Here is a 25401-nt window from a genome sequence, read left to right as displayed (position 1 = left end):
GGCGGCCGTTCAAGGCCCGAGGCGGCAGATGCTCTTGCCGTGTGGCACATGCGGTGGAAGAGATGACTCTTGAGCGGTTCCTTGAGATGACGGCACGCGGACAGGCCCTGCCGCACGACGAGGAGGTGCACGCCTTCATGGTCGCCGTCGGGGAGGAGAGCCGGCGGCTGACCGCGCGCCTGAGCTCCGAGTACCTGGACCCGGCTGAGCGGGCCGAGCTCTTCGGGCGGATCACCGGGGAGGGGGCGCCGGAGGGGTTGGGCATCTTCCCGCCCTTCACGACGGACTTCGGCCGCAACATCCACGTCTCTGAAGGCGTGTTCATCAACTCGGGGTGCCGCTTCCAGGACCAGGGCGGCATCTGGATCGGGGCTCGCAGCCTCATTGGGCACAACGTCGTGCTCGCGACCCTCAACCACGACCTGTCCGTCACCCGGCGCGGTGACACGATCCCCGCCCCGATCCGCATCGGTCAGGACGTGTGGATCGGCGCGAACGTCACGGTGCTCGCAGGTGTCACCATTGGCGACGGCGCGGTGGTGGCTGCGGGCGCGGTCGTGACCAAGGACGTACCCGCACGGACCGTGGTGGCCGGGGTGCCGGCGCGCACGGTACGGGAGGTGCCCGAGGACTGAGTGCGTGAGCGAGGTCGCAGGGCCACGGGATTGGGTGTGAGGGGTTCATCCGTGTACCCTCGATCTCCGAGGTAGTGTGTCCGAGCGGCCGAAGGTGCAGATCTCGAAAGTCTGTGTGGTTCATAGCCACCCTGGGTTCGAATCCCAGCACTACCGCCACCAGGAGGCCCGGTGTTCCAACGAAGAGTTGGACCGCCGGGTTTCTTGCGCGTAGCGCGTGGGCAGGGGCGCGGGTGCGCCTCTCCTGAGGGTTTTCAGAACCCCTGTGGGCGGGACACGGGACCAGCGCGCTACGTGGTGTCGGGGTAGCAGCTGGGCATACGTGTGCCCCAGAACTGCGTCTATCAGAACGCGCTACGGACGGAAGGCGTCGATAAGCGACATGTTGGCGATCCACTGCCCACGCTCGACATGATGAATCAGTCCTAGCTTGCTGAGCCTGAGCAGGTCGCGGGAGAGTGTGCGCTCGGTACCCAGGTAGGCGGCGGCCAGGTCAGGCGTCAGCCGTGTGAGCTCCTTGCGAGTCCTGGGCGTCTCGTCCATAGCGAGTGCCAGGTCTCGACGACGGTCTTTCGTCCTGCCGCTTGGCTCGTCGTGCATCTGTTCGTGAACGTAGTTGACCCACGCGATCCACCGTTGCTTAGCCTGAACCTGTTCGATTTGCTCACGCAGCATATCGACGAACCCCTGGGCCGAATAGGCCAGGAACCCCGTCACGTCGTCCTTCTTGGATGCGATGTCAAGACGCCGGTAGTACTCGCTGCGCGTCCGGTTATAGAAGTCCGACAGCAGATTGGTGCTCACCCACGGCACCATCCCGGACGAGGCGAGGATCGCGACCTGTGCCAGGCGCGCAGTGCGCCCGTTGCCGTCCCCGAACGGGTGAATCCATGCGATATACAGGTGTGTGAGGGCGGCCGCGAGGAATGCCAGGTAGAACCGCTGGTCATCGGGCGTGTCCCTACGGGCAGCCAGCTCCAGGAAGTCATGGTTGATCCACTCGCACAGACGATCCACCAGGTATGGGGTGTATTGCGGTGAGGGCGGCTTGTAGGGCGAGCCGACGATGAGTTGGACGGTGCTGTACTCACCGGGCGTGACGTGGTCGTCGCAGGCAAGTCCGTCGAGGATCTTGACGTTGGCCCGCTTGAGCCAGTCGACCGATAGGCGGAAGGTGCCACGGTGTGGGTCGGCGTCGATCTCCCGTAGAGCTGTCAGGACGTTGTCCACCTCCCGCTGCAGATATGCCTGCGAGGGCGGTAGGTTCTTACCGCCGACGAATATACGCTCCACGTCTTCCTCGGTGAGCGTATTACCTTCGATGGCGGTGGTGGCGAGTGCGCCCTTGCGCATGTAGACGCCAGCGAGGTTGGTTGCCAACTGTGGTTGCAGTGGCGTGCCAACCAGGTGCTGACACTTGGAGTACGCCTCTCCAAGGTGCGCCCACAGTGGGCTGAGAGTGGCCTGGTAACTGAATGTGATCCATGGAGCCTGCGAGACGTGAGGGGGAGTCTCCATACGGTGAACCTACCTACTTGCCCTCATATTGTCCATACGGAACGGTCGCGCTAGCGGTCAGCCCAGCAGCCCTCATGCTGATTAGGTCGAGGTCGCCGGCGTCCCCGCCGAGCCGCGTCTGTGGGTGCCCGACCAGGTGCTGGGCGCCTACGGTGACGCTCTGGCCGGTGACGCCCGCGCCTGGGAGCACCTGGGCCACAGGGTCCGGGTCGAGCACGTGAGCCTGGCGTAGACAGCACCGCAGACAGCGCGAACGCCGGGCCCTATGACCTCACAGGAACTCCGGCGTTTACTTCCACACCGCATCGTGATGCGGGGGCAAGGCCCAGTGTGCCCCACCAGGCCCCGAAGGGTCAAGGACACGGGCCCGGCTCCGGGGTCGGCAGACGCACCGGCCCCGGAGCGTCATCGCACTCAGTGACCAACCGGGAGGCCGGCCTCAGCTCGAGCCTCCTCGGCTCCCGCCTCCGCCTTGTGGGCCACGAGGTAGGCGCAGCCGACGAAGACCGCGCCTCCGATGATGTTGCCCAGGCCGACGACGAGGAGGTTGCGCGCCGCGTTCACCAGCGTGGCCGCCTCGTAGCCCTCGAGCAGACCCAGGGAGAAGGTCGTCATGTTTGCCACGACGTGCTCGAAGCCGCTGGTGACGAAGGCGGCCATGCACCAGGCCATCGCGATGATCTTCGAGCCCTCGCTCGTGGAGCGGGTGGCCCACCAGATCGCCAGGCACACGAGGATGTTGCACAGGATGCCGCGGGTGAGCATCTCGGGCACCGAGTAGTCGATGCCCTTGTGGTGGACGGCGTACTCAACGAAGGCGCCCGCAGCCGTCCCGGGCTCGACGACGCCCGCCCAGTGCACCAGCAGCGACAGCACGACGGCCCCCAGCAGGTTGCCCAGCAGCATGAGCATCAGGACACCGCCCGATGAGCATCAGGACACCGCCCGCTCGGGCCCAGCTGATCGTGCGGCGCACGGCCCCGACGGTGAAGACCATCATCGCGCTCGTCGCGAGCTCCCCACCGGCGAAGACGCACAGGATGAGGCCCATGCCGAACACCGCGCCGGACACGAGGGGGAACCAGGGGTCACCGGCCTGCCGGAAGGGGCCGGCCGCCGTGAACATGAAGACGTCGGCCAGGCCGATGAAGGCGCCACCGAGCATGGAGGAGACGAGGAAGGGAAGAGGGCGACGCGCCTCGCCGGTGCGGGTGACGGCGTAGCCAGCGTGGTAGTCGATGTTCTGGGTGAGGGAGAGCATGGTCTGATGTTCTCTCCGCAACGGGCTCGGCAGCGGGCCTAACGGCACATCACCGCCGTGGTCCACGCCTCATTCCGGCACGATGAAGGAGCAGCCGAGCGCGAAGGGGAAGCCGGGAGCCAGGACCGCGTCGACCACGGGCTGGGCCATGGCGACCAGCCGCTCGACGTCGAGCCCCTCCTCGCCCTGCGCCTGGCTCACGAGGGTCGAGTAGGGCACCTCGAGATCCAGCAGGGTCATGCCGTCCTGGTGGGTGGCCTGCGCCCAGGCGGTGGTGCTGACGTCGAGCAGGGTCCCCAGGTGGAAGCGCATGACGGCGTCGGCACCGACCTCGCTGGGCACGGACAGCAGGTGGTGGGCCTCCGGGTCGCGTGGGGCCCGCAGCGTGAACAGGAGGATGGCACCGTCGCGGGCAGCCCGCAGCATGAGCCGGGCGACGTGCACACTGAAACCGGTGATGTCGAAGTCGGCAGCGCTCGCCCCCATCGCCTCCTGAACGGTCAGGGGCGGGCCGAGTGGCACCCGGGCACCGTCACCCGGGTCGTTGACAGCCCGGCGTCCCGACGGCGAGGCCGCCCGCAGCAGGAGGACGGGTCCGGTCCCACCGTCGCGGGCAGGCAGGAGCGTGCCCGTCTCGACGCGCTCCACCCAGCCGGCCGGCGTCGGAGAGGGACCCGGCTCGGTCTCGACGTGGCCCAGGCCCAGCACGTGAGTGAGGTCAGTTCCGTCGGTGGGGCGGTACCACTCAATATCGGTGCCGTCGTGCCACAGGGGCACGACGCCGTTGAAGGGCACGCCGAAGCGGACGTGGCGGGGACCGGTCGGAGCCTCAGGGTCCTGGGACGCGCCGTCGGAAACCGTCCCGGCAAGAGGCGGCTCCACCGGGTCCTCGGCGTCACCGAGGCCGGGCCTGCCCACGAAGTACTCACTCACGCCCGCAGGCTACCAACGCCCTGCGGTGGCGGCCCGACGGCGTCAGGCGCCGCCGAGCAGGACGCGCAGCACCTCCGGCGCGGCGAAGCGCCGCGTGCCCGCTCCTCGGCCCACCTCCTCCAGGATGCCGAGATCAACGAGCTGACCGACCAGCGTGTTGGCCCTTCCGTAGGACACTCCTGTCTCCCTCTCGACCGTCCGGACCGTGAAGGACGGGTGGGCGACGGCGAGGTCGACGACGGACAGGGCGTGGGCCGAGCGCAGGCGGGAGCCCCGCACCCGTTCCCTCAGCGTCTGGCGGACCTCGACGAGCGAGAGCATCTGCTGACGGGTCGCCCCGGCGGCCTTAGCGAGCCCGTGGGCGAAGAAGGTGAGGAAGGTGTCCCAGTCGCCGTCGGTGCTCACACCCAGCAGGGCGTCGTAGTACTCGGCGCGACGCGCTTCGAACCAGGGTGAGACCGTGAGGGTGGGCTCGGACAGCAGACCGTGGCGCAACAGGGTCAGGACGATGAGGTAGCGCCCAAGTCGACCGTTCCCGTCACGGAAGGGGTGGAGGGTCTCGAACTGGTAGTGGGCCATGCCGGCGACGACGACGGGGTCGATGTGCTCGGTGTGGTCGGTGCCGATCCAGTCGAGCAGCGCCTCCATGCCGGCACGCAGCTGGTCGCCCGGGGGCACCGGGACGAATCGTGCGGCCTCGATGGGGGTGAGGTCAGGGCCGGCACCCACCTTCCTGCCAATGACGACCTGGCCGGTGCGCAGCCGCCCAGACTCGGCCTCGAGAGGGGTTCCCTGCATGAGTCGGCCCTGAAGGTCCTCCAGGAGTCCCAGGGTCAGTGGTCGCTCCTGCTGCACCCATTCAAAGCCCGTGCGAGCCATGGCGACATAGTTGAGGATCTCGGCCATCTCCGCCGTGGCGGGGGACTCGTCGTCGGCGGTGAGGACCTCGGCGAGCGGAGCGTAGGTTCCCTCAAGGGCGGAGGTGGCCTGCGCCTCCCTGCGCAGGGAGGGCGTGCGCAGCAGGTAGGGGTTGGGGAGCTGACGCGCGGTGGCATCCAGTGCGGCGAGGGCGCGTCCGGCCGCGGCCACGGCCCGGTAGGTGACGCCGGCCAGCTGCGGCTCCGCCTGAGGAAGGGCGACGGGGATGAAGGCCTGGTGCTGCCAGGGTCCCCGCAGGGGGTCGGAGCCCGAGATGTTGACGAGCTGTCCCATCGCAGGGTTCCTGAACATCGTCACGTCCACGATGTCAGTCTAAGCAGCGTTATGCGATACATCCACAGCCTCGATGTCACACAACGGACCCTTGTGTGACATCGAGGCTGTGGACATGTCTGTTTACAGAGGTGGTCGGAGTCGGCGCCTGTGCACAGGCGCGACGCCGGCCCTGGGTGTCAGAAGTCCCAGTCCTCGTCCTCGGTGGCCTCGGCGGTGCCGATGACGTAGGAGGAGCCCGAGCCGGAGAAGAAGTCGTGGTTCTCGTCCGCGTTCGGGGACAGGGAGGCGATGATCGCCGGGTTGACGTCCGTGGTCTCCGCCGGGAACAGCGCCTCGTAGCCGAGGTTCATCAGCGCCTTGTTGGCGTTGTAGCGCAGGAACTTCTTGACGTCCTCGGTCAGGCCGAGCTCGTCGTAGAGGCTCTCGGTGTAGGACTCCTCGTTGTCGTAGAGCTCCATGAGCAGGTCGAAGGTGTAGTCCTTGAGCTCAGCCTGGCGCTGCGGGGAGGACTCGCGCACCGACAGCTGGTACTTGTAGCCGATGTAGTAGCCGTGCACCGCCTCGTCACGGATGATGAGGCGGATGAGGTCGGCCGTGTTGGTCAGCTTGGCGTGGCTGGACCAGTACATCGGCGCGTAGAAACCGGAGTAGAAGAGGAAGGACTCGAGCATCGTCGAGGCGACCTTGCGCTTGTCCGGGTCGTCACCGCGGTAGTAGTCGAGGATGATGCGCGCCTTGGTCTGCAGGTGCTCGTTCTCCTCCGACCAGCGGAAGGCCTCGTCGATCTCCTGGGTGGAGATGAGCGTGGAGAAGATCGAGGAGTAGGAACGCGCGTGCACCGACTCCATGAAGGCGATGTTGGTAAGCACGGCCTCCTCGTGCGGGGTGCGCGCGTCCGGGATGAGGGAGACGGCGCCCACCGTGCCCTGGATCGTGTCCAGGAGGGTCAGGCCCGTGAAGACGCGGGTCGTCATGTTCTGCTCGGCCGGCTTGAGCGTGGCCCAGGACTGCACGTCATTGGACAGCGGCACCTTCTCCGGGAGCCAGAAGTTACCGGTGAGCCGGTCCCAGACCTCCAGGTCCTTGTCGTCCTCAAGACGGTTCCAGTTAATGGCCTGGACGCGGTCAATGAGCTTGATCGGCTCGTGCATAGGGTTTCCTCCGGTCGGATCGCGAGCTGCCTGAGCGGTCTCGGGCGTGCTGCGCCTCATGCTAGCGAGGGCGCAGCCGCCGCACTGAGGGCACGCGCCTCGCCCGCGGGGGTGGTCGTGAGCGGCTGGGAGAGCCCGGGCTTGGCCCCGCAGCCCCAGGTGGCGAGGTTCGGCGCCCCACAGGCCAGAGCGCCTCAGTCAAGGGGACGAGCCTGTGGGGGCGCTCCCTCAGACCGCCAGGTCCTCCATCTCCTCCAGCTCCTTGCCCTTGGTCTCGGGCACGCGCAGGGAGACGAAGACGAGCGACAACAGCGCGAAGACGGCGTAGAAGCCGTAGGCGAAGGTCAGGCTGATGTTGGAGAAGGTCGGGAAGGTGGTGGAGATGAAGAAGTTCGCGACCCACTGGGCCGCGGCGGCCACGGCCAGTGCCCCGGCACGGATCCGGTTGGGGAACATCTCGCCCAGCAGCACCCACACCAAGGGCCCCCAGGTGGCGCCGAAGGCGACAACGAACAGGTTGGCAGACACCAGCGCGACGGGCGACCACGGTGCCTCCAGGGTCACCTCCCCACCGCTGGTACTGGCGAAGGAGAAGGCCAGAGCCATCATCCCCAGGGAGATGGTCATGAACAGCGAGCCGACCAGCAGCATGGGTCGGCGCCCTACCTTGTCCACGAGGAGGATCGCCAGGATCGTCACGACGATATTCGTCACCGAGGTGATGACGGTGATGGTCAGGGCGTCAGACTCCTCGAAGCCCACTGTGCGCCACAACGTCGTCGAGTAGTAGAAGATAACGTTGATGCCCACGAACTGCTGGAAGACGGACAGCAGGATGCCCACCCACACGATCGGCTTGAGCCCGAAGGCCGTCCCGCGCAGGTCGGAGAGGGACTCACGCTTCTCGGAGTCGATGGTGGAGCGGATCTCCTCGATCTTGAGGTTGACGTTGACGATTCCGGTGAAGTCGTAGAGCACCTGGGAGGCCTTGTCGTAGTCGCCGCGCGCCACGAGGAAGCGCGGGGACTCCGGCAGCCGGAAGGCGAAGAGCCCGTAGACGACAGCCGGCAGGGCCTCCGCGATGAACATCCACCGCCAGGCCTCCATCCCCAGCCACAGCTCGTTGGCAGCACCGCCCGCCTCGCCAGACAACCAGGCGTCGGCCAGCAGGGAGGAGAAGATGCCGATGACGATGGCCAGTTGCTGGAGCGAGCCCAGCCGACCGCGCACACTCGCCGGGGAGACCTCGGCGATGTACGCCGGGGCGATGACGGAGGCCGCACCCACCCCGAGGCCGCCTACCACCCGCCACACGATGAAGTCGATGACGCCGATGGCGAGCCCCGAACCGAGCGCGGAGACGAGGAACATGACGGCGGCGATGAGCATGACGGGCACGCGGCCCATCCGGTTGGAGACCGGCCCGGCGAACCAGGCGCCCACGGTGCAGCCGATGAGTGCTGAGGACACGGAGAAGCCCTTGAGGGCGGCACTGAGGGTGAACTCGTCGGAGAGGGCGTCAACGGCGCCGTTGATGACGGCCGTGTCGAAGCCGAAGAGGAAGCCGCCCAGGGCCGCGGCCACGCAGATGCCGATGATCCGGGCGTTGATGCGGCTGACGGGCGAGCCCGCCTCATCCGGGGTCGGCGCCGGGGAGGAGGGGGACTGGGGACGAGAGGACGGTGACTGCGCTGAAGGGGACGACGCTGCCATGGGGTGTCTCCTGACGTCGGAAGAGCCGCGCACGGCACTCGCTGGGCACCGCGCGGCATGGCTAACCCAAACAGGCTACGGCTGCGTCGTCCATCAAACAGCCGTGTCGGCGGGCTGCCTGCCCGCCCGCTCCGGCGCCGTCGGTCCGACGGCGCCCAGCCGGGACCCAGGTCCTGACACAGTGGCGAGGTGCCATCACGCACACGGGTACGCGGCAGTGGCGGCGCCCAGCCGCATGGCTGGGATCATGACCCCATGAGCCCCACAGTCCGGACAGGCGAGATCGCCCCCCTCATCAACAACCTTGTCGACCGGCTCGCGGCGCAGCTGGCGCAGGAGGGCGCACCCGCACGGCTCGTCGTCGGGCTGACGGGGGCGCCCGGTTCCGGCAAGTCGACGCTCGCCGGCTCGCTGTGCACCGCGCTGGCCGGGCGGCGGGCCCTGGCGGGCTTCGTGCCGATGGATGGCTTCCACATGTCCAACGCCGTCCTGGACGAGCTGGGTAGGCGTGGACGCAAGGGCGCTCCGGACACCTTCGACGTCGAGGGCTACCTCGCGGCCCTGGACCGGGTGCGTGCGGGAGCCGAGGTCCTGGTCCCCGTGTACCGCAGGGAGCTGCACGAGCCGGTTGCGGCGGGCGCGCGGGTGGCAGGGCCTGGCGTCGTCGTCACGGAGGGCAACTACCTGGCTCTCGACGCGCACGGCTGGCGCGGGGCTCGTGGGCGGATCGACCTGCTCCTCATGCTCGACGTCGCGCAGGACGAGCTCATCCGGCGTCTCATTGCCCGGCACGAGGCCTTTGGGCGCAGCCGGGCGAAGGCTGCGCACTGGGTGAGGACCGTGGACGTGCCCAACGCCGCGCTGGTGGCGGCGTCGGCGGAGCGTTGCGACGAGGTCTGGCGGGCCGGCTGATCCGCAGCGGACCCGCGGCCAGGCCGCTGCGGGACAGCTTCCCGCCGGGCCTCGGCTACTCAGCCGAGGCCCCTGGGCCCCGTCCCCGCGGTCGCGAAGGGCGACCTGGCACAGGCGCCCGGCCGGGGCTAGTCGGTGACGATCTCGCGTCCCAGGGCCGTGGCGGCGTCCTTGAGACCGCCGAGGTCGTGGACGTCCGTGAAGCCAGCGGCCTCCATGCGGGCCACCGCCTGGGCCGAGCGGTTGCCGCTGCGGCAGTAGACGCCGTAGGAGTCGCTCATGTCGAGGGCGGCGATGCTCTCACCGAAGGAGTCGGAGGAGACGTCGATGTTGAGGGCTCCCTCGATGTGCCCCTCGGCGAACTCCTCCGGTGTGCGCACGTCGATGATGACGCTGGGGGCCGCGCCGGTGGTGGCCCCGGAGGAGGGCTCCTCCGAGCCGCACGCACCGAGCGTGGCGGCAGCCGTGGCGATGGAGAGCAGGGTGAAGGTGCGTCGGGGCAGGGCAGACACGTGTGTCCTCTCGGCTGGTTCATGCGATGGCTCGCCCAGTGTGCCAGAGCCGAGGAGGACGGGCCTCACACGTCCTTGCTCACAGCATGCAGCTGACGCAGCCCTCGACCTCGGTGCCCTCCAGCGCCATCTGGCGCAGGCGGATGTAGTAGAGCGTCTTGATGCCCTTGCGCCAGGCGTAGATCTGGGCCTTGTTGACGTCGCGCGTCGTGGCCGTGTCCGGGAAGAACAGGGTGAGGCTCAGACCCTGGTCCACGTGCTGGGTGGCCGCGGCGTAGGTGTCGATGATCTTCTCGGGGCCGATCTCGTAGGCGTCCTGGTAGTACTCCAGGTTGTCGTTGGTCATGTAGGGCGCCGGGTAGTAGACCCGCCCGATCTTGCCCTCCTTACGGATCTCGATCTTGGAGACGATGGGGTGGATCGAGGACGTGGAGTTGTTGATGTAGGAGATCGAGCCGGTCGGCGGCACGGCCTGGAGGTTGCGGTTGTACATCCCACCCTCCTTGATGCGTGCCGCGAGCGCCGCCCAGTCCTCGCGGGTGGGCACGTGCACGCAGGAGCGCTCAAAGATCTCCTTGACTCGCTCGGTCACCGGCACGAAGTCCTGGGTCGTGTACTTCTCGAAGAAGGCGCCGGAGTAGTAGTCGGACTCCTCGAAGCCGACGAAGGACTCACCGCGCTCCACGGCGAGCTCGTTGGTGGCGGTCAGGGCCGCGTAGAGCACGCAGGCGAAGTAGACGTTGGTGAAGTCCAGGCCCTCCTCAGAACCGTAGAGGATCCGCTCACGGGCGAGGAACCCGTGGAGGTTCATCTGGCCCAGGCCGATGGCGTGGGACTCCTTGTTGCCGCGGTCGATGGAGGGCACGGAGGGCAGGTCCACCTGGTCGGAGACGGCGGTCAGGCCACGCACCGCCGTGCGGACCGTGCGCATGAAGTCCGGCGAGTCCATCGTCTTGGCGATGTTGAGCGAGCCGAGGTTGCACGCGATGTCCTTGCCGACGTGGGCAAAGCTGAGGTCCTCGTTGAGGACGCTGGGCTCGGAGACCTGGAGGATCTCGGAGCACAGGTTGGACATGATGACCTTGCCCTTGACGGGGTTGGCCCGGTTGACCGTGTCCTCGTACATGACGTAGGGGTAGCCGGACTCGAACTGGATCTCCGCCAGGGTCTGGAAGAACTGCCGCGCGTCGATCTTGGTCTTCCTGATGCGCGGGTCATCGACCATCTCACGGTACTTCTCGGTCACCGAGATGTCCGCGAAGGGCAGCCCGTAGACGCGCTCGACGTCGTAGGGGCTGAAGAGGTACATCGGCTCCTTGTTGCGGGCGAGCTCGAAGGTGATGTCCGGGATGACCACACCCAGGGACAGCGTCTTGATGCGGATCTTCTCGTCAGCGTTCTCGCGCTTGGTGTCGAGGAACCGCATGATGTCGGGGTGGTGCGCGTGCAGGTAGACGGCGCCGGCTCCCTGGCGGGCACCGAGCTGGTTGGCGTAGGAGAAGGAGTCCTCGAGCAGCTTCATCACCGGGACGACACCGCTGGACTGGTTCTCGATGCGCTTGATGGGCGCCCCCATCTCGCGCAAGTTGGTCAGGAGCAGGGCCACGCCGCCGCCGCGCTTGGACAGCTGGAGGGCTGAGTTGATGCCGCGCGCGATCGACTCCATGTTGTCCTCGATGCGCACGAGGAAGCAGGAGACGGGCTCCCCACGCTGGGCCTTGCCCTCGTTGAGGAAGGTGGGGGTGGCGGGCTGGAAGCGGCCCGTCATCATCTCCTCGACGAGGTCGAGGGCGAGCTGCTCGTCGCCGGCGGCCAGGGTCAGGGCCACCATGGCGACGCGGTCCTCGAAGCGCTCGAGGTAGCGCTTGCCGTCGAAGGTCTTGAGCGTGTAGGAGGTGTAGTACTTGAAGGCGCCGAGGAAGGTCTCGAAGCGGAACTTGTGGGCGTAGGCCGCCTTGAAGACCGACTTGATGAAATCGAGGTCGTAACGGTCCAGGACGTGCTTCTCGTAGTAGCCCTCCTCAACCAGGTACTCCAGCTTCTCCTCGAGGTCGTGGAAGAAGACCGTGTTCTGGTTGACGTGCTGGAGGAAGTACTGGCGTGCGGCCTCGTGGTCCGCGTCGAACTGGATCCTGCCGTCCGCGTCGTACAGGTTCAGCTTGGCGTTGAGGGCGTGGTAGTCCAGGGCCGGGGGGACCGACTCCGAGCCGGTGTCCGTCAGCGTGTCTGCCAAAACGTGTCCAATCCTTCGGTGACGCGTGCGACGTCGGTGGGGGTGCCAAGGAGCTCGTAACGGTACATGTGGGGCACGCCGAGCTTGGCGGAGACGATGTCTCCGGCGATGCAGTAGGCCTCGCCGAAGTTGGTGTTGCCGGAGGAGATGACACCCCGGCACAGCGAGCGGTTGTGCTCGTTGTTGAGGAACTTGATGACCTGCTTGGGCACGGCCCCCTTGCGGTTGCCACCGCCGTAGGTCGGCACGAGCAGCACGTACTCGCGGTCCACGACGAGCGGTTCCTGAGTGGGGCGCAGCGGGATGCGCGCGCTGGGCACGCCGAGCTTGGCCACGAACCGGTGCGTGTTCTCCGAGACGGAGGAGAAGTAGACGACGAAGGGCCCGTCAGGCTCCTGGGCGCAGGCCACGAGGTGACCTGCGTCAGATGGCGACGGCCTCGACGGCGGCAGCGAGGGACTTGATCTTGTCCGGGCGGAAGCCGGACCAGTGGTCCGATCCCGCGACGACGACGGGTGCCTGGGCGTAGCCGAGGGACTTGACCTGCGCGAGCGCCTCGGCGTCGACGGAGAGGTCCACCGTGCTGTAGTCCAGGCCGGCCTTGTCCAGGGCGCGGTAGGTGGCGTTGCACTGGACGCAGTTGGGCTTGCTGTAGACGGTGATGGCCATGTCAGTCGCTTCCTGGCAGTCGGGGTCGGGGTCGGTTCCTGTGTCCGTGCGGGGCTGAGGCCAAGCCCCCGCTCGGGGGGATCTCAGCCGTGTAAGCACACGGATGTAGTTCTCGGGAAGGCAGGGGTGCCTTACGAGGTAAGACACTACCCCTAGGGGTTGGCGACTGCCAGCACCCCAACATGATGTGTCTCGCCACCACCTGTGCATGACGCGCTCCTTTCCTGTGGACAGGCGCGGAGGACCTGTGGACGGGCCCGCGGGCACCCCTGTGGCGTCCCCTTGGACGGGGCCGACGGAGGAGGGCCGGACCGGCGCAAACATCGTCACACCGGGGTGTGACACGAATTCGGGCTCGAGCCCGCACTGCTCCCCAGGGCGTCTTCCGCACCGGTCCCCAGCCTGGGGACAACAGGCCGGGAGCTCGTCCCGCGCAGCCGCGCGCCCGGGCGTGTCGCGCCCCTGCCCCGCCCCGGCCGGCGCCCGCTCGGCCAGCCACCTCGGCGCCGGACCACCACAGCCTCCACCCGCACGCATGACGTCCGACGTGTTAACGTCCCCATATCCCACCCTCTCCACAAGGAGGACCATGGAAGCCGCACGACGTCGCGAGCAGATCCTCGACCGTCTGAGTGCCGCCACCACCCCCGTCCCGGCCTCCACCCTGGGGCACGAGCTCGGCGTCTCGCGCCAGATCGTCGTCGGCGACGTCGCCCTGCTGCGGGCCACGGGACAGGCGATCCGCGCCACCAACCGCGGCTACGTCCTCGTGCGCCCGAGCACGCGCGCGCGCCGCTCCTTCCACGTCCAGCACGGACCCGAGCAGGTCGAGGCCGAGCTGGCCGCCATCATCGACGCCGGCGGGACCCTCCTCGACCTGAGCATCCCCCACGCCGCCTACGGACAGGTCACCGTCGACCTGCTCATCCGCGACCACGAGGACATCGCCCACCTGCTCGGTCAGCTGCGCACCAGCCCCCCGCTGTCCCAGCTGACCAACGGCGACCACTTCCACACCGTCGAGGCGGACGACGAGGCCACCCTCGACGCCGTGAGCACAGCCCTCGACGCCCTCGGCCTCCTGGTCCACGAGGACTGAGCCCCGTTCCTGCGCCCCCCAGGCAGGCCTGGTGTCACCACACTCACAGTGAGCAGCCCGGGCCGACAGCCTTCCCACGCCTTAGGCTCCAGGTGTCAAGACACCCGTCTGACTGTGCCACGACCCCAGGAGCACCTGTGAACCACCTGCGCGCGCTTGCCACCAGGATCTTCGTCGAGGGCCTGACCGGCATGGCCCACGGCCTCTTCGCCACCCTCATCATCGGTACGATCCTCACCCAGCTCGGTGGGCTCCTGCCCGGGGAGCTCGGCGCCACCAGTGCCCTTCTGGGCCGCGTCGCCGCCAGCATCACGGGCGCCGGCATCGGGATCGGCACCGCCCTGCGGCTCAAGGCCTCCACCTTCACCACCGTGAGCGCAGCCGTGGTCGGTCAGGTCGGCGCCCACGCAGCCACCCTCCTGTCCGGCAGCGCCCTGTACTCCGACGACGCCGGGGCAGCGCTCCTTCTGCGCGGCCCCGGAGAACCCCTCGGCGCCTTCATCGCCGCCTACACGGCCATCGAGGTCGGCCGCCTCGTCTCCGGGCGCACCCCCCTCGACCTGCTCGTCACGCCACTGGCCACTGTCGTCACCGGCGGCGGAGTCGGCCTGCTCGTTGGCCCCCCGATCTCCGCGGCCATGACCGCGCTCGGCCAGGTCGTCAACTGGGGAACTGAGCGCCAGCCCCTGCTCATGGGCGCCGTCGTCGCCGTCGTCATGGGCATGGTCCTCACCCTGCCGATCTCCTCCGCCGCGCTGGGCGTCATCCTCGGTCTGTCAGGGCTCGCCGCCGGAGCCGCCACCATCGGCTGCACCACCCAGATGGTCGGCTTCGCCGTGGCCTCCTTCCGCGAGAACCGCTGGTCCGGGCTGCTCGCACAGGGTCTGGGCACCTCCATGCTGCAGGTGCCCAACATCGTGCGCCACCCCCTCATCTGGGTGCCCCCGACACTGGCCTCCGCGATCCTCGGTCCCGTGTCCACCACCCTCATCGGCATGGAGTCCAACGCGGTCGGCTCCGGCATGGGGTCCGCCGGCCTGGTCGGCCAGATCATGACGTGGCAGACCATGGCGCCGACGACGTCGCCCACCGCCCTGTGGGCAATCATCCTCGGCTTCCAGTTCCTCGCCCCGGCCCTGCTCACACTTGGCCTGAGTGAGGTGATGCGCCGGCGCGGGTGGATCAGGCCGGGGGACATGCGCCTCGCCCAGGCCTGACGGGGAGGTGACCCGGCCGGCGCCGGGCCCTCACCGAGGCCAGACCCATGCCTGAGGGACATGCTCATCACAGCCCGGTCACAGGCTCACCGTCTTGGCTGATGGTCAACCCGCCCGGGGCCGTCGCCACCGGGAGACCCCACCGTCAGGACCCAGCATGAGCACCACCGCCCTCGCCTTCATCGTCGCCTACCTCGGCGTCAACACCGGCGTCCTCGCCGTCACCACGCTGCTGTCCACCAGCTCAGTGGGCGCCGGGCTGGGACTGGGGCTCTTCGGCGTGCTGTCGATCATCCGTCTGCGCTCGACCGAGCTGAGCCAGCACGAGGTCGCCTACTTCTTCGCCTCCCTCGCGCTCGGCCTCCTCGGCGGCATCCGGACGGCGCCCCTGGCCCTGGCCGTGGCCCTCATGGCACTCGTCGTCCTGTCCCTCGCCGTCGCCGACGCCCCCGTCCTCCTGTGCCGCAACCGCCACCAGGTGGTCATGATCGACCGGGCCATCACCGACGAGCAGGCGCTCGTCACCCACCTGGAGGACCTGCTCGGCGCCAGGGTGCGCTCCTTCGAGGTCCAGCGCCTCGACATGGTCAACGACACCACGCTCGTCGATGTGCGCTACGTCCTCACGCGCGACCGCGCCACGGCCGCCGGGGCCGCCGGACGCAGCGGCCCCGCCCAGCAGGAGCGGGCCTGCGCCGTCGCGCCGCTTGCTGCCTCCATCGCCCCGGTGCAGGACGCGCGCGCCGCCCGTCGCCGCGAGGCGCTTGCCGTCGGCTGCTGACCGCCGCGCTGCCACTGGCCCGGGCGCCTCCGACCGGGCGCATCCGACACCGACCACCAGCGAGAGCACCCCCCCCCCGCAGGGGGAGCCATGACCCCCAGCCCCCTGGATACGAGCCACCTCGAGAGGATGAGCCTGGACGAGCTCAACGCCGTCGCCGGGCTCCTGACGCGGGTGGACCGCAAGTACCTCGTCCCGGCCACAGCCGCGCAGGGCCTCCTCGACTCCCTGACCGGCCAGGCACGCGTCCTGTCCATCGCGGGCGCTACCTTCGCGCACTACGCCTCCGTCTACTTCGACACCCCTGCGCTCGACTCCTACCTGCTGGCAGCCCGCAAGCGCCGCCGCCGCTTCAAGGTCCGCACCCGCACCTACCTCGACTCCGGGCTGTGCTTCCTCGAGGTCAAGACCCGCGGGGCCCGGGGCGCCACTGTCAAGAAGCGCCTGGCCTACGACGCCGGCTCCGCCGAGGTCCTCACCCGCGAGGGCCGTGACTTCGTGGCCGCGCAGCTCGCTGCCGCACAGGTCAGCGCCGTCCCCCACCACCTGGTCGAGACGCTGGTCCCCGTCATGGGAACCACCTACGAGCGCACCACCGTCCACCTGCCGGCCGCGAGCGCCCGCCTCACCCTCGACACCTGCCTCGCCTGGCAGGACCTCACCGGGCGCGTGGCAGGCGACGTGCCAGCCGGGGACCTCGCCGTTGTCGAGACGAAGAACCCTGCGGCGCCCGGGCCCGCCGACAGGCTGCTGTGGGCGGCGGGCCACCGGCCCACGAGGGTCTCGAAGTACGCCACTGGCCTGGCGCTCCTGCACCCCGGCCTGCCCTCGAACAAATGGCACCGCGTCATGCGCCAGGACCTCCAGGCCGCGCTCCGGGCGGTCGGAGACCGGGCTGGCTGTGGTGCAGACGCCCGTGCCACTGGTTCCAGCCTCACACGCCGACGCCCCGCCACCTCATGCCTCAGGAACACCCTGCGCACAGCGTCCTCATAGGACTGCCGCATTGACTCGGAGCCGTCACCAACGCGGACCACCGCGCACCAAAGGAGCCTCACCATGACACCGACCCTGACCCGCCGCTCCAGCCGGAACGCCCGCCGCGCCTCCCACCGCCGGGCCACCGGGGCCATCGCCGCCCTGGCCGCCATCGCCCTCGTCGCCGCCTGCGGCAGCACTGTGGCCAGCACGAGCGGAGCCTCAGACACCGCCACGCAGGCCGTCGCCGCAACCAACGCCAGCGCTCAGGACTCAGGAACGACCTGGACCACCATATCCGCCGCCGTGCGCCAGGCCACCGCAGGCGCCGACGCCGCCACCGTGCTCGCCGCCAACGCCGACACCTCTGAGGCCGTCGCCGCAGGCGCCCGCTACGAGAAGGGCACCTATGACGCCACCACCGCCACAACCATCACGCTCAACGGCAGCTCCGTCACCGCCTCCGGCAGCGCCTCCTCCCTCGTGAAGGTGGACGGCACCACCGTGACGGTCACCGGCTCGGGCACCTACGTCCTGACCGGGACCCTCGACGACGGCGAGGTCGTCGTCAACGCCGAGGGTGCCGACGTCGTCCTCGTCCTCGACGGGGCCTCGATCAGCAACGCGGACGGCGCCGCGGTCAACATCCAGGACGCGGGCAGCGTCGTCGTCCTGGCCAAGGACAGCACGAACACGCTGACGGACGGGGCGGCCTACGCCGACACCAGTGAGGACGCGCCCACCGCCGCCCTGTACTCCTCTGACACGCTCACCCTCACCGGCACCGGCTCGCTCACCGTCACCGGCCAGTCGAATGACGCCATCTCCTCGACCAACGGCCTGGCGGTCACCGGGGATCCGGTCATCACCGTCAAGGCCGCCGACGACGGCCTGCGCGGCAAGGACTGGCTGCTGGTCGCCGGCGGGACGCTCACGGTCACGGCAGGAGGCGACGGCCTGAAGTCCACCGAGGACAACGACGAGACCAAGGGCTTCGTGGCGCTCGGCGCCGCACGGGTCACCATCACCTCGGGCGATGACGGCATCGCCGCGACCACCGACGTCGTCGTTGACGGCGCCACGGTGACCATCACGGCCGGGGGCGGGCAGGCCCAGGCCGTTGGGGAGGGGGCTGAGGAGTCCCCGAAGGGCGTCAACGCCGGCGTCGCCTACGCCCAGTCCTCGGGGAGCGTGCGCATCGACGCCGCCGACGAGGGGATCCAGGGGGCCTTCGTCACGGTCACCGGCGGCGAGCTGTCCATCAGCTCCGGCGACGACGGGATCAACGCCTCCAACGGCGACTACACGATCGAGGGCTACGAGACCGCGGACTCCGAGGCCGACGACGGCTCCGTGCTCACGGTCTCCGGCGGCACCGTCCAGGTGGACTTCGCCGCCTCCGACGGCATCGACTCCAATGGCTCCGCATACGTCACGGGCGGGCAGGTGCTCATCTCGGGCGCGGCCGGCGCCATGGACGGCTCGGTGGATGTCAACGGCGAGAGCCAGCTGGTCGGCGTCACCGGCTCGCTGGCGGTCGCGGCGGGTGACACGCTCACGGTCACGGGCGACGACGGGACGAGCTGGTCCGTGACCTCGACGGTCTCCGACAGCAGCGTCACCGTGCTGGGGCTGACCGAGGCCGTCTCGTACACGGTATCGACGACGTCGGGGGGATCCTTCATCGCGTCGGCCTCCGCGCTCAGCGCCGGCATGGGCGGCGGGCCCGGCGCCATGGGAGGCGGCCCCGGTGGCTCCGGCGGTCCCGGTGGCTCCGGTGGCTCTGCCGGCGCGCGCGCAGGCTTCTGACAGCGGCCCCCGAGTCACTGGGTCCTCACGCTGAGACCCGGCCTTCCGGGACCAGGGCCCCGCGTGAGGGCTCAGGGCCCGACGTGCACCCAGGCGGTGGCGTCGGCGGGCAGGACCTGGACCGTCCGGCCGTCGGCGCCCACGCGCTCCTGGACAGGGGCGGAGGAGACGAGGACCCGTCCCTGCGGCAGCTCGACCTGCGCACCGAAGGCGGTCCAGGACTGCACCGCACCGCGGGCGAAGGCGAGCACGCCCTCCTCCCGGCGCACCCACCTGAGCTCGTCGCCAACGCCGCTGGCCACCAGCGCGCGACGGGCTGCGAGCCCCCGGCGGTAGACGGACAGGACGGAGTCCTCCTGGCCCTCCTGGCTCTCGACCGACAGCTCACCCCACCACGAGGGCTGCGGCAGGTGCGGCTGTGCCCCGCCGTCGGGACCGAAGCCGCAGGAGGCACCGCGAGCCGTCCACGGCAGCGGCACACGGCACCCGTCGCGCCCCTTCTCCACGGCGCGGTTGCGCCTGGCGATCGGGTCCTGCAGCCGCTCCTCCGGGATGTCGGGGACCTCCGGCAGGCCAAGCTCGTCGCCCTGCCACACGTACATCGAGCCCGGCAGCGCCATGACGGCGAGGGCCCCGGCGGCGGCCCGACGGCGGCCCGCGGCGGCGTCGTAACGGGCCAGGGGGTCGTCGCCGTCGGCGAGGAGCCAGCGGCGCGCCAGCTCCAGCGAGCGCCCGAAGACGTCGCCCTGGGCGTCTGTCGTCCGGGACGTGCGCCCGCCCGCGTGCTCACCGTCCTGCTCAGCGGGCAGCCCGGCGGGGTCGAAGCCGTAGCGGCTGGCGACGCGCACGACGTCGTGGCAGCCCAGGACCCAGGTGGTCGAGCCGCAGCTGGCCAGGTCCGCGAGCCCCGCGCGAATCGCCCACTCGTAGGAGGCGGAGGTGAAGTCCGCGTCCTGCATCTGGAAGTTGAAGGCCTGGCCCACGCTGCGCGCGTAGGCGGCGCGGCGCTCGGGCGCGACACCGGCCTCGGCCACGGCGAAGCGGGGCGGGTCGTAGGCCTCGAGGACCGGGCGCCACTCGGCGTAGATGTCGTGGACCTCGTCGCGGTCGAGCAGCGGGTGGGAGCCGTCGGCGGTCAGCGGCCAGGGCAGCTCGGACCAGGGCCGGTCCAGCTGGCTCAGGTCCTTCGTCATGCCCAGGGCGACGTCGATGCGGAAGCCGTCAACGCCGTGGTCGCTCCACAGGCGCAGGGTCTCGATGAGGTCCGCGTGGACGGTCGGCTCCTCCCAGTTCAGGTCCGGCTGCTCAGGCGCGAAGATGTGCATGTACCACTGGAACGGGCGGCCGGTCCCAGGGCCGGTGAGGGGACGGCCGGCGTCGTCGAGGTCGTCGATGCGCTCCCAGATGGAGCCGCCGAACAGGGAGCACCAGTCGTTGGGAGGCAGCTCGCCGTCGGAGCCCTTGCCCTCGCGGACGATGTACAGGCGCCGCTCCGGGGCGTCGGGACCACCGGCGAGGGCCGCACGGAACCAGGCGTGACGGTTGGAGGTGTGGTTGGGGACGATGTCCACGAGGACGCGGATGCCCGCGCTGTGCAGCGCGGCAACCATCTCGTCGAAGTCGGCCATCGTGCCGATCTCGGGGGCGACGTCGCGGTGGTCGTCCACGTCGTAGCCGCCGTCGGCGAGGGCGGAGGGGTAGAAGGGGGACAGCCACACGGCGTCCACACCGAGCGCGCTCAGGTAGGGCACGCGGCTCGTGATGCCCCGGAGGTCGCCGGTGCCGTTGCCGTCAAGGTCCGCGAAGGAGCGGGGGTAGACCTGGTAGATGACGGCGTCGTGCCACCACTGACGGGCGGGGGCGGCCTGGGCGGGGCTCGACGTGGGTCGCTGGCGGGTCTCGGTCACCGCGCCATTGTGCCAGGTTCTTGGTGTACCGCTACACCATCCGCCCACCTCCTCGGTTTGCGCTCGAAACCACGGGGTTCGCCCAGGGAGTTCGAGCGCAAACCGAGGAGTTCGGCGTGGGCCGGGGCGGGGCGGTGGAGCCGAACGGAGTCGGCGCTGGCAGGCGCTCTCGCAACGACTCGATATGTCCAGTATCCTGTACGTGTCTGGGTATGGCATACACGATGAGGAGCGCCCGTGAGGACGATGACCTACACCGAGTCCCGCGCCCGCTACGCTGAGGTCCTCGACTCGGTCGTTGACGACTGCGAGGAGGTCGTCATCACCCGCGCCGGCCATGAACCCGCCGTCATCGTCTCCCTGGCGGAGTACCAGTCCCTCAAGGAAACCGACTACCTCATGCGCAACCCCGTCAACGCCCGTCGCCTGCTCGCCTCGATCGAACGGCTTGAGAACGGCCACGGTGCCGAGCACGGGCTCATCGAGGACGACTGACGTGCGTTGACCTGGGACGACGACGCCTGGGACGACTACCTGTGGTGGCAGGCGGCGGACCGCACCGTCCTCAAACGGATCAATCGGCTGCTGCGCGACATCCAGCGCGGCGGGAACGTGGGCATCGGCAAGCCGGAGCCGCTGCGGTTCCAGCTCTCCGGATACTGGTCGCGCCGGATCACCGACGAGCACCGGCTTGTCTACCGTATCGACGAGGACGGCACCGTCCTCGTCGCCTCCTGCCGCTTCCACTACGAGTGAGGGGACACGCCACTCCCCGTCCAACTCCTCGGTTTGCGTGCGAACTCCCTGGGGTTCTGCCGTACGTTCGCGCGCAAACCGAGGAGTTCGACGGCGGGACGACGGCGGGGCGGGGCGGGCGCAGGGGCGGCGCGGGGGCCGGGGCGGCGCGCGCTCAGCACTCGACGACGTTGACGGCCAGGCCGCCGCGGCTCGTCTCCTTGTACTTGGCGAGCATGTCCTCGCCGGTCTGGCGCATCGTCTCGATCACCGTGTCGAGGGAGACCGCGTGCCGACCCTCGCCCCACAGGGCCATGCGCGCAGCGTTGATCGCCTTGACCGCCGCCACGGCGTTGCGCTCGATGCACGGGATCTGCACCAACCCGCCCACCGGGTCGCAGGTGAGACCCAGGTTGTGCTCCATCGCGATCTCCGCGGCGTTCTCAACCTGCGCGGGGGTGCCCCCCAGGGCCTCGGCGAGCCCGGCCGCCGCCATCGACGACGCCGAGCCCACCTCCCCCTGGCAGCCGACCTCCGCCCCGGCGATGGAGGCGTTGATCTTGATGAGGGAGCCGACGGCGGTCGCCGCCAGCAGGAAGCGGCGCACACCGTCGTCGTCGGCCCCGGGGACGAAGTCCTGGTAGTAGCGCATGACCGCCGGGACGATGCCGGCCGCCCCGTTGGTCGGGGCGGTGACGACGCGGCGGCCGGCCGCGTTCTCCTCGTTGACGGCCAGGGCGAACAGGTCAACCCAGTCCATGCCGCGCAGGGGGTCAGCCTGCGTGTAGGCGGCGGCAGGGCCAGTGGCCTGGGCAACGAGCCGCTCATGGAGGGCCTTGGCGCGCCGCTGGACGCCGAGGCCGCCGGGCAGCACACCGTCGCACGCCATGCCCGCCTCGATGCAGGCGTTCATGGTCGCACGCAGCCGGTCGAGGTAGGCATCGACCTCCTCCTCGCTCCGCGCGGAGACCTCGTTGGCACGCACGACGTCGGAGACACGCAGGCCCTCGCGCTCGCAGATGGCGAGCAGCTGGACGGAGGAGGAGAAGGGGTAGGGGGCAGGCGTCGCGTGCGCCTCGGCGCTCGAGACGGTGGCGAGCGCACGGATGGACGGGGCTCCGGGCACGCCGACGTCCTCCATGACGAAGCCGCCGCCCACCGAGTAGTAGGTGCGGCGCAGGACCTCCCGGCCAGAGGGGCAGTAGGCGGTGAGCGTCATGCCGTTGACGTGGTAGGGCAGGACACGGCCGGGCAGGAAGTGGATGTCGGTGGCCGGGTCGAAGGGGATGTCACCGACCCCGTCAACAGCGAGGGTGCCGACGGCGGTGACCTCCTCCATCTGCCGGGCACAGACCTCGGCGGGAACCGTCTGCGGCTCGTAGCCCGCCAGCCCCATGACGACGGCGCGGTCGGTGGCGTGCCCGCGGCCGGTGGCGCCGAGGGAGCCGTAGAGCTCGACCGTGAGTCGGGTGACCTGGTCAGGGCCCGCGGGCAGCAGGGACGAGGGCGCGGCGGAGCACGTGGGGTCACCGCAGGGCTGCTCGGCTGGCCCGGCTGCCTGCGGGGACGCCCCCTTTCCGGGGGCGAGGGCGGCCGCGAGCTCGTCGGCGAAGGCCCGCCCCGCACGCATGGGGCCCACGGTGTGGGACGAGGAGGGGCCGATGCCGATGCGCATGAGGTCGAAGACGCTCAGGGGGCGCGAGGCCTGCTCGGCGGAGATCTCACCGGCCAGGAGCGCAGCGGGTGTGGCGGCGTCCAGCGTCGCGAGGTGCAGGGTCGTGTCGGGGCCGTCATCCGCAGACAGGGCGGAGACGGCGCCCGGCGCGGGCAGGGGCGCGGGCCGGTCGCTCGCGACGCCGCCGGTGGCGCCACCCCCAGCACCGACGGCGGTGCTGGGGGCACTCGGCCGGTTCCTCACGAGGTCACTGGTCATGGGGCCATGATGCCCCGATCGGGGCAGCCGCCCGCAGGCCACCGTCTGCGCGCCCCACCGCCCCGGCGGGCTGGTGGTGTCCCGGCCTCAGTCCGTGGCGCGCACGAGCCACCAGGCGGCGTAGGGCGGCACCGGGACGAGCCCGTCGCCCGCGCCCTCCAGCGTCGTAGACCACTCCGGGACCGTGCCCGTCAGGACGTCAACGGCGCCCAGCACGCCGTACCCGGCCAGGCGGGAGGCCGGCACCGAGCGCCACTCGGGGGTGACGTTGTAGACGCCGACGAAGCTGCCCCGCGGGTGGTCGCGGAAGGTGACGAGGACGCCGTCGTCATCCACCGGTGCCACCTGGGTGCGCACGTCCGCACGCAGCTGCGGCAGTGAGGCCCGCACCCGTCCGAGCGTCACGAGGTCGCCGAACACACGGCCGGCAACCGTCGTCGGGTCGTGGCGCTGGGCCACGAGGGCGTCGGACAGGACCGGTCGGCCGGCCCACCGCGAGTCCGTCTCGTGCCCGGGCTCGGTGTCCCAGTTCGGGTCGTTGAGCTGGCCGACCTCGTCGCCGCTCCACAGGACCGGCACCCCGCCCCACCCGTAGATGATGGCGTTCGCCAGCCGCAGCGCGTCCAGGCGTTGGGCGAGCCAGGTGCGCAGCTCCTCCTCACGCCACCGGGGGGTGTCGTCGCCGATGCCCTCGACGGCCTCCGCGGCCGCCTCGATGCCGATGAGGGAGGCGGCCGTGCCGGTGATGCGCCGGTCCTGGGTGACGGGGTTGTACTGGAAGACGAGGCCCCGCGCGTCACTCATGGGGTAGACACCCCGGTACCAGTCGGCAAGGAACTGCCGGTGCCAGAAGCCGGTGAGCCCCACGGCCTCGGCGTCGGCGTCGTCAATGGCCCAGCCGATGTCGTCATGGCAGCGGATGTAGGTGATCCACGTGGCGGTGGCCGGCTCGACCGGCAGGCAGGACAGCGCCCGTGCGGCCAGGCCGACGCTGCGCGAGGCGAGCATGGACCAGACCTGGACCATGAGGGAGTTGTGGTAGGCCAGGTCGGAGACCTTGCCGGTGTAACGCCCCTGCCCGAGGTACTGCAGGAGCTCGGTGGGCGCGACGATGGCCTCGGCCTTGAGATCGACCGCGGGGCAGGCGATGCGCGTGAGCGCCCGAAGGACCTGGGTGATGGCGTGGACCTCGGGCTGCCCCTGGCAGTCGGTGCCCTTGCGCTTGATCGTGAAGGCGATGGCGTCCAGGCGCAGGACCTCCACCCCCCGGTTGGCCAGGTCCAGGACGATGGACACGTACTCCTCCATGACGTGGGGGTTGCGCCAGTTGACGTCCCACTGGAAGGAGTTGAAGGTGGTCCACACCCAGCCGGCGGCCTCCTCGTCCCAGGTGAAGTTGCCCGGGGCGAAGTCGGGGAAGATCTCCGGCAGGGTGCGCTCGTACTCGTCCGGCTCGGTGCGGTCGGGGTAGATGTAGAAGTAGTCGCGGTAACGCTGCTCACCAGCGCGGGCGCGTCGCGCCCACTCGTGCTCGCGGGCGACGTGGTTGAGGACCAGGTCGATGACGAGGCTCATCCCGTGGGCGCGCAGCTGCCCGGCCAGGTGCTCCAGGTCCTCCATGCCACCCAGGTCCGGGCGGACCGAGCGGTAGTCGGCGACGGCGTAGCCGCCGTCGGAGTCGCCGGGGCGCGGGGTGAGCAGGGGCATGAGGTGCAGGTAGGTCACCCCCAGCTCGCGCAGGTAGGAGATGCGCTCCTCGACCCCGCGCAGGTCCCCAGCGAAGCGCTCGGTGTAGGCGGCGTAGCCGATGCGGGAGGGATCCTGGACCCACGTGGGGTCGAGGGTGCGGGCGAGGTCGAGCCGGCGCAGCTGGGGGTCGCGCGCGACCCACGCGGTGGTGGCCTCGGTGAGGAGGTGGACCGCGGTGGCGCGCACGGCACCGTTGCCGCGCTCGCCGTAGAGGGTGACCAGGCCGTCGATGACGTCGGGGTACCAGCGCTCGACGCGGGTGGTGAGGACCTCTCGCTCGGGCTCCGGCAGGGCGGCGTCGTCGAGAACGGCGTCAACGGCGCCGCGAACCTGCTCGGGCACGGCGCTGTCCGTGGACCAGGGGCTGCGGGAGGGTGTGGTGGCGCTCATATCACTATGGTCGCGCATGCGGGGCGGCCGGGGGGAGGACTTGGGGGCGCT

The 25401-nt window shown here is 69.9% G+C and carries 22 protein-coding genes, 1 tRNA gene and 1 pseudogene; 10 read left to right on the top strand and 14 right to left on the bottom strand.

Annotation, left to right across the window (positions count from 1 at the left end):
* The first annotated feature begins 62 nt into the window (after positions 1-62).
* Positions 63-635 carry a DapH/DapD/GlmU-related protein gene (locus ACSJJR_RS05825; RefSeq protein ID WP_435942622.1) on the top strand — a complete coding sequence of 191 codons (573 nt, stop codon included), beginning with the start codon at positions 63-65 and terminating at the stop codon, positions 633-635.
* A 70-nt stretch (positions 636-705) separates the two neighbouring features.
* A tRNA-Ser gene (locus tag ACSJJR_RS05820) sits at positions 706-794 on the top strand.
* 195 nt (positions 795-989) lie between these two features.
* Here ACSJJR_RS05820 and ACSJJR_RS05815 read toward each other — a convergent pair.
* From ACSJJR_RS05815 to ACSJJR_RS05785, 7 genes are all read right to left on the bottom strand, one after another.
* Positions 990-2015 (bottom strand): Fic family protein, encoded by a 1026-nt coding sequence (locus ACSJJR_RS05815; RefSeq protein WP_435942621.1) that lies wholly within the window; start codon positions 2013-2015, stop codon positions 990-992.
* A gap of 552 nt (positions 2016-2567) precedes the next feature.
* Positions 2568-3065 (bottom strand): formate/nitrite transporter family protein, encoded by a 498-nt coding sequence (locus ACSJJR_RS05810; protein WP_435942619.1) that lies wholly within the window; start codon positions 3063-3065, stop codon positions 2568-2570.
* Positions 2962-3414, bottom strand: coding sequence for a formate/nitrite transporter family protein (locus tag ACSJJR_RS05805; RefSeq protein ID WP_435942618.1), 453 nt, complete (start codon positions 3412-3414; stop codon positions 2962-2964). The genes ACSJJR_RS05810 and ACSJJR_RS05805 overlap by 104 nt, the downstream gene beginning before the upstream one ends.
* 69 nt (positions 3415-3483) lie before the next feature.
* The gene (locus tag ACSJJR_RS05800) at positions 3484-4347 is read right to left on the bottom strand and encodes a hypothetical protein (RefSeq protein ID WP_435942617.1); all 864 of its coding nucleotides are present in this window, start codon (positions 4345-4347) and stop codon (positions 3484-3486) included.
* A gap of 42 nt (positions 4348-4389) precedes the next feature.
* Positions 4390-5589 (bottom strand): Fic family protein, encoded by a 1200-nt coding sequence (locus tag ACSJJR_RS05795; RefSeq protein WP_435942615.1) that lies wholly within the window; start codon positions 5587-5589, stop codon positions 4390-4392.
* Positions 5590-5738: 149 nt separating this feature from the next.
* A complete protein-coding gene (nrdF, locus tag ACSJJR_RS05790; protein WP_435942613.1) occupies positions 5739-6713 on the bottom strand; it encodes a class 1b ribonucleoside-diphosphate reductase subunit beta in 975 nt (324 codons plus the stop codon).
* A 228-nt stretch (positions 6714-6941) separates the two neighbouring features.
* Positions 6942-8426, bottom strand: coding sequence for a sugar porter family MFS transporter (locus ACSJJR_RS05785; RefSeq protein ID WP_435942611.1), 1485 nt, complete (start codon positions 8424-8426; stop codon positions 6942-6944).
* A 255-nt stretch (positions 8427-8681) separates the two neighbouring features.
* Between ACSJJR_RS05785 and ACSJJR_RS05780 the strand changes: the two genes are divergently transcribed.
* Positions 8682-9338 carry a phosphoribulokinase gene (locus ACSJJR_RS05780; protein WP_435942609.1) on the top strand — a complete coding sequence of 219 codons (657 nt, stop codon included), beginning with the start codon at positions 8682-8684 and terminating at the stop codon, positions 9336-9338.
* Between the two features lie 128 nt (positions 9339-9466).
* On the opposite strand, the gene ACSJJR_RS05775 is transcribed toward ACSJJR_RS05780, so the two are convergent.
* From ACSJJR_RS05775 to nrdH, 4 genes are all read right to left on the bottom strand, one after another.
* Positions 9467-9850, bottom strand: a complete 384-nt coding sequence (locus ACSJJR_RS05775) for a rhodanese-like domain-containing protein (protein ID WP_435942607.1) — start codon at positions 9848-9850, stop codon at positions 9467-9469.
* A 79-nt stretch (positions 9851-9929) separates the two neighbouring features.
* Positions 9930-12083, bottom strand: a complete 2154-nt coding sequence (gene nrdE, locus ACSJJR_RS05770) for a class 1b ribonucleoside-diphosphate reductase subunit alpha (RefSeq protein ID WP_435942606.1) — start codon at positions 12081-12083, stop codon at positions 9930-9932.
* Positions 12068-12493 carry a class Ib ribonucleoside-diphosphate reductase assembly flavoprotein NrdI gene (gene nrdI, locus ACSJJR_RS05765; protein WP_435942604.1) on the bottom strand — a complete coding sequence of 142 codons (426 nt, stop codon included), beginning with the start codon at positions 12491-12493 and terminating at the stop codon, positions 12068-12070. Before nrdI ends, nrdE begins: the two co-directional genes overlap by 16 nt.
* A gap of 13 nt (positions 12494-12506) precedes the next feature.
* On the bottom strand, positions 12507-12752 hold the full coding sequence (nrdH, locus tag ACSJJR_RS05760; RefSeq protein WP_435942603.1) for a glutaredoxin-like protein NrdH: 246 nt from the start codon (positions 12750-12752) through the stop codon (positions 12507-12509).
* Between the two features lie 589 nt (positions 12753-13341).
* On the opposite strand from nrdH, the gene ACSJJR_RS05755 reads away from it, so the two are divergent.
* The 5 genes and pseudogenes from ACSJJR_RS05755 to ACSJJR_RS05735 all read left to right on the top strand — a co-directional run bounded on the left by ACSJJR_RS05755 (position 13342) and on the right by ACSJJR_RS05735 (position 18636).
* On the top strand, positions 13342-13851 hold the full coding sequence (locus ACSJJR_RS05755) for a 3H domain-containing protein (RefSeq protein WP_435942602.1): 510 nt from the start codon (positions 13342-13344) through the stop codon (positions 13849-13851).
* A gap of 137 nt (positions 13852-13988) precedes the next feature.
* Positions 13989-15068: a PTS transporter subunit IIC gene (locus ACSJJR_RS05750; protein ID WP_435942601.1), complete on the top strand. Its 1080-nt coding sequence runs from the start codon at positions 13989-13991 to the stop codon at positions 15066-15068.
* Between the two features lie 181 nt (positions 15069-15249).
* Positions 15250-15849, top strand: a pseudogene (locus tag ACSJJR_RS05745) (DUF4956 domain-containing protein); the annotation flags it as partial.
* A 90-nt stretch (positions 15850-15939) separates the two neighbouring features.
* On the top strand, positions 15940-16845 hold the full coding sequence (locus tag ACSJJR_RS05740; RefSeq protein WP_435942599.1) for a polyphosphate polymerase domain-containing protein: 906 nt from the start codon (positions 15940-15942) through the stop codon (positions 16843-16845).
* Between the two features lie 63 nt (positions 16846-16908).
* Positions 16909-18636: a carbohydrate-binding domain-containing protein gene (locus ACSJJR_RS05735; protein ID WP_435942597.1), complete on the top strand. Its 1728-nt coding sequence runs from the start codon at positions 16909-16911 to the stop codon at positions 18634-18636.
* Between the two features lie 71 nt (positions 18637-18707).
* Here the strand turns inward: ACSJJR_RS05735 and ACSJJR_RS05730 are convergent, their stop codons facing one another.
* Entirely contained in the window at positions 18708-20543 is a 1836-nt protein-coding gene (locus ACSJJR_RS05730; RefSeq protein WP_435942595.1) for a glycoside hydrolase family 13 protein, read from the bottom strand.
* A gap of 237 nt (positions 20544-20780) precedes the next feature.
* Between ACSJJR_RS05730 and ACSJJR_RS05725 the strand changes: the two genes are divergently transcribed.
* Positions 20781-21038, top strand: a complete 258-nt coding sequence (locus tag ACSJJR_RS05725; RefSeq protein WP_435942594.1) for a type II toxin-antitoxin system Phd/YefM family antitoxin — start codon at positions 20781-20783, stop codon at positions 21036-21038.
* Between the two features lie 6 nt (positions 21039-21044).
* Entirely contained in the window at positions 21045-21299 is a 255-nt protein-coding gene (locus ACSJJR_RS05720; protein ID WP_435942592.1) for a Txe/YoeB family addiction module toxin, read from the top strand.
* A 154-nt stretch (positions 21300-21453) separates the two neighbouring features.
* Here the strand turns inward: ACSJJR_RS05720 and ACSJJR_RS05715 are convergent, their stop codons facing one another.
* Together ACSJJR_RS05715 and ACSJJR_RS05710 are read right to left on the bottom strand one after the other, a co-directional pair.
* The gene (locus ACSJJR_RS05715; protein ID WP_435942590.1) at positions 21454-23211 is read right to left on the bottom strand and encodes an L-serine ammonia-lyase; all 1758 of its coding nucleotides are present in this window, start codon (positions 23209-23211) and stop codon (positions 21454-21456) included.
* Between the two features lie 87 nt (positions 23212-23298).
* Positions 23299-25350: an alpha-amylase family protein gene (locus ACSJJR_RS05710; protein ID WP_435942588.1), complete on the bottom strand. Its 2052-nt coding sequence runs from the start codon at positions 25348-25350 to the stop codon at positions 23299-23301.
* Between the last annotated feature and the right edge of the window lie 51 nt (positions 25351-25401).

It is taken from the genome of Actinomyces sp. W5033, from assembly GCF_051303165.1.
Note: the sequence above shows the minus strand (reverse complement) of the source record. Positions and strands in the feature narration are given on the sequence as shown.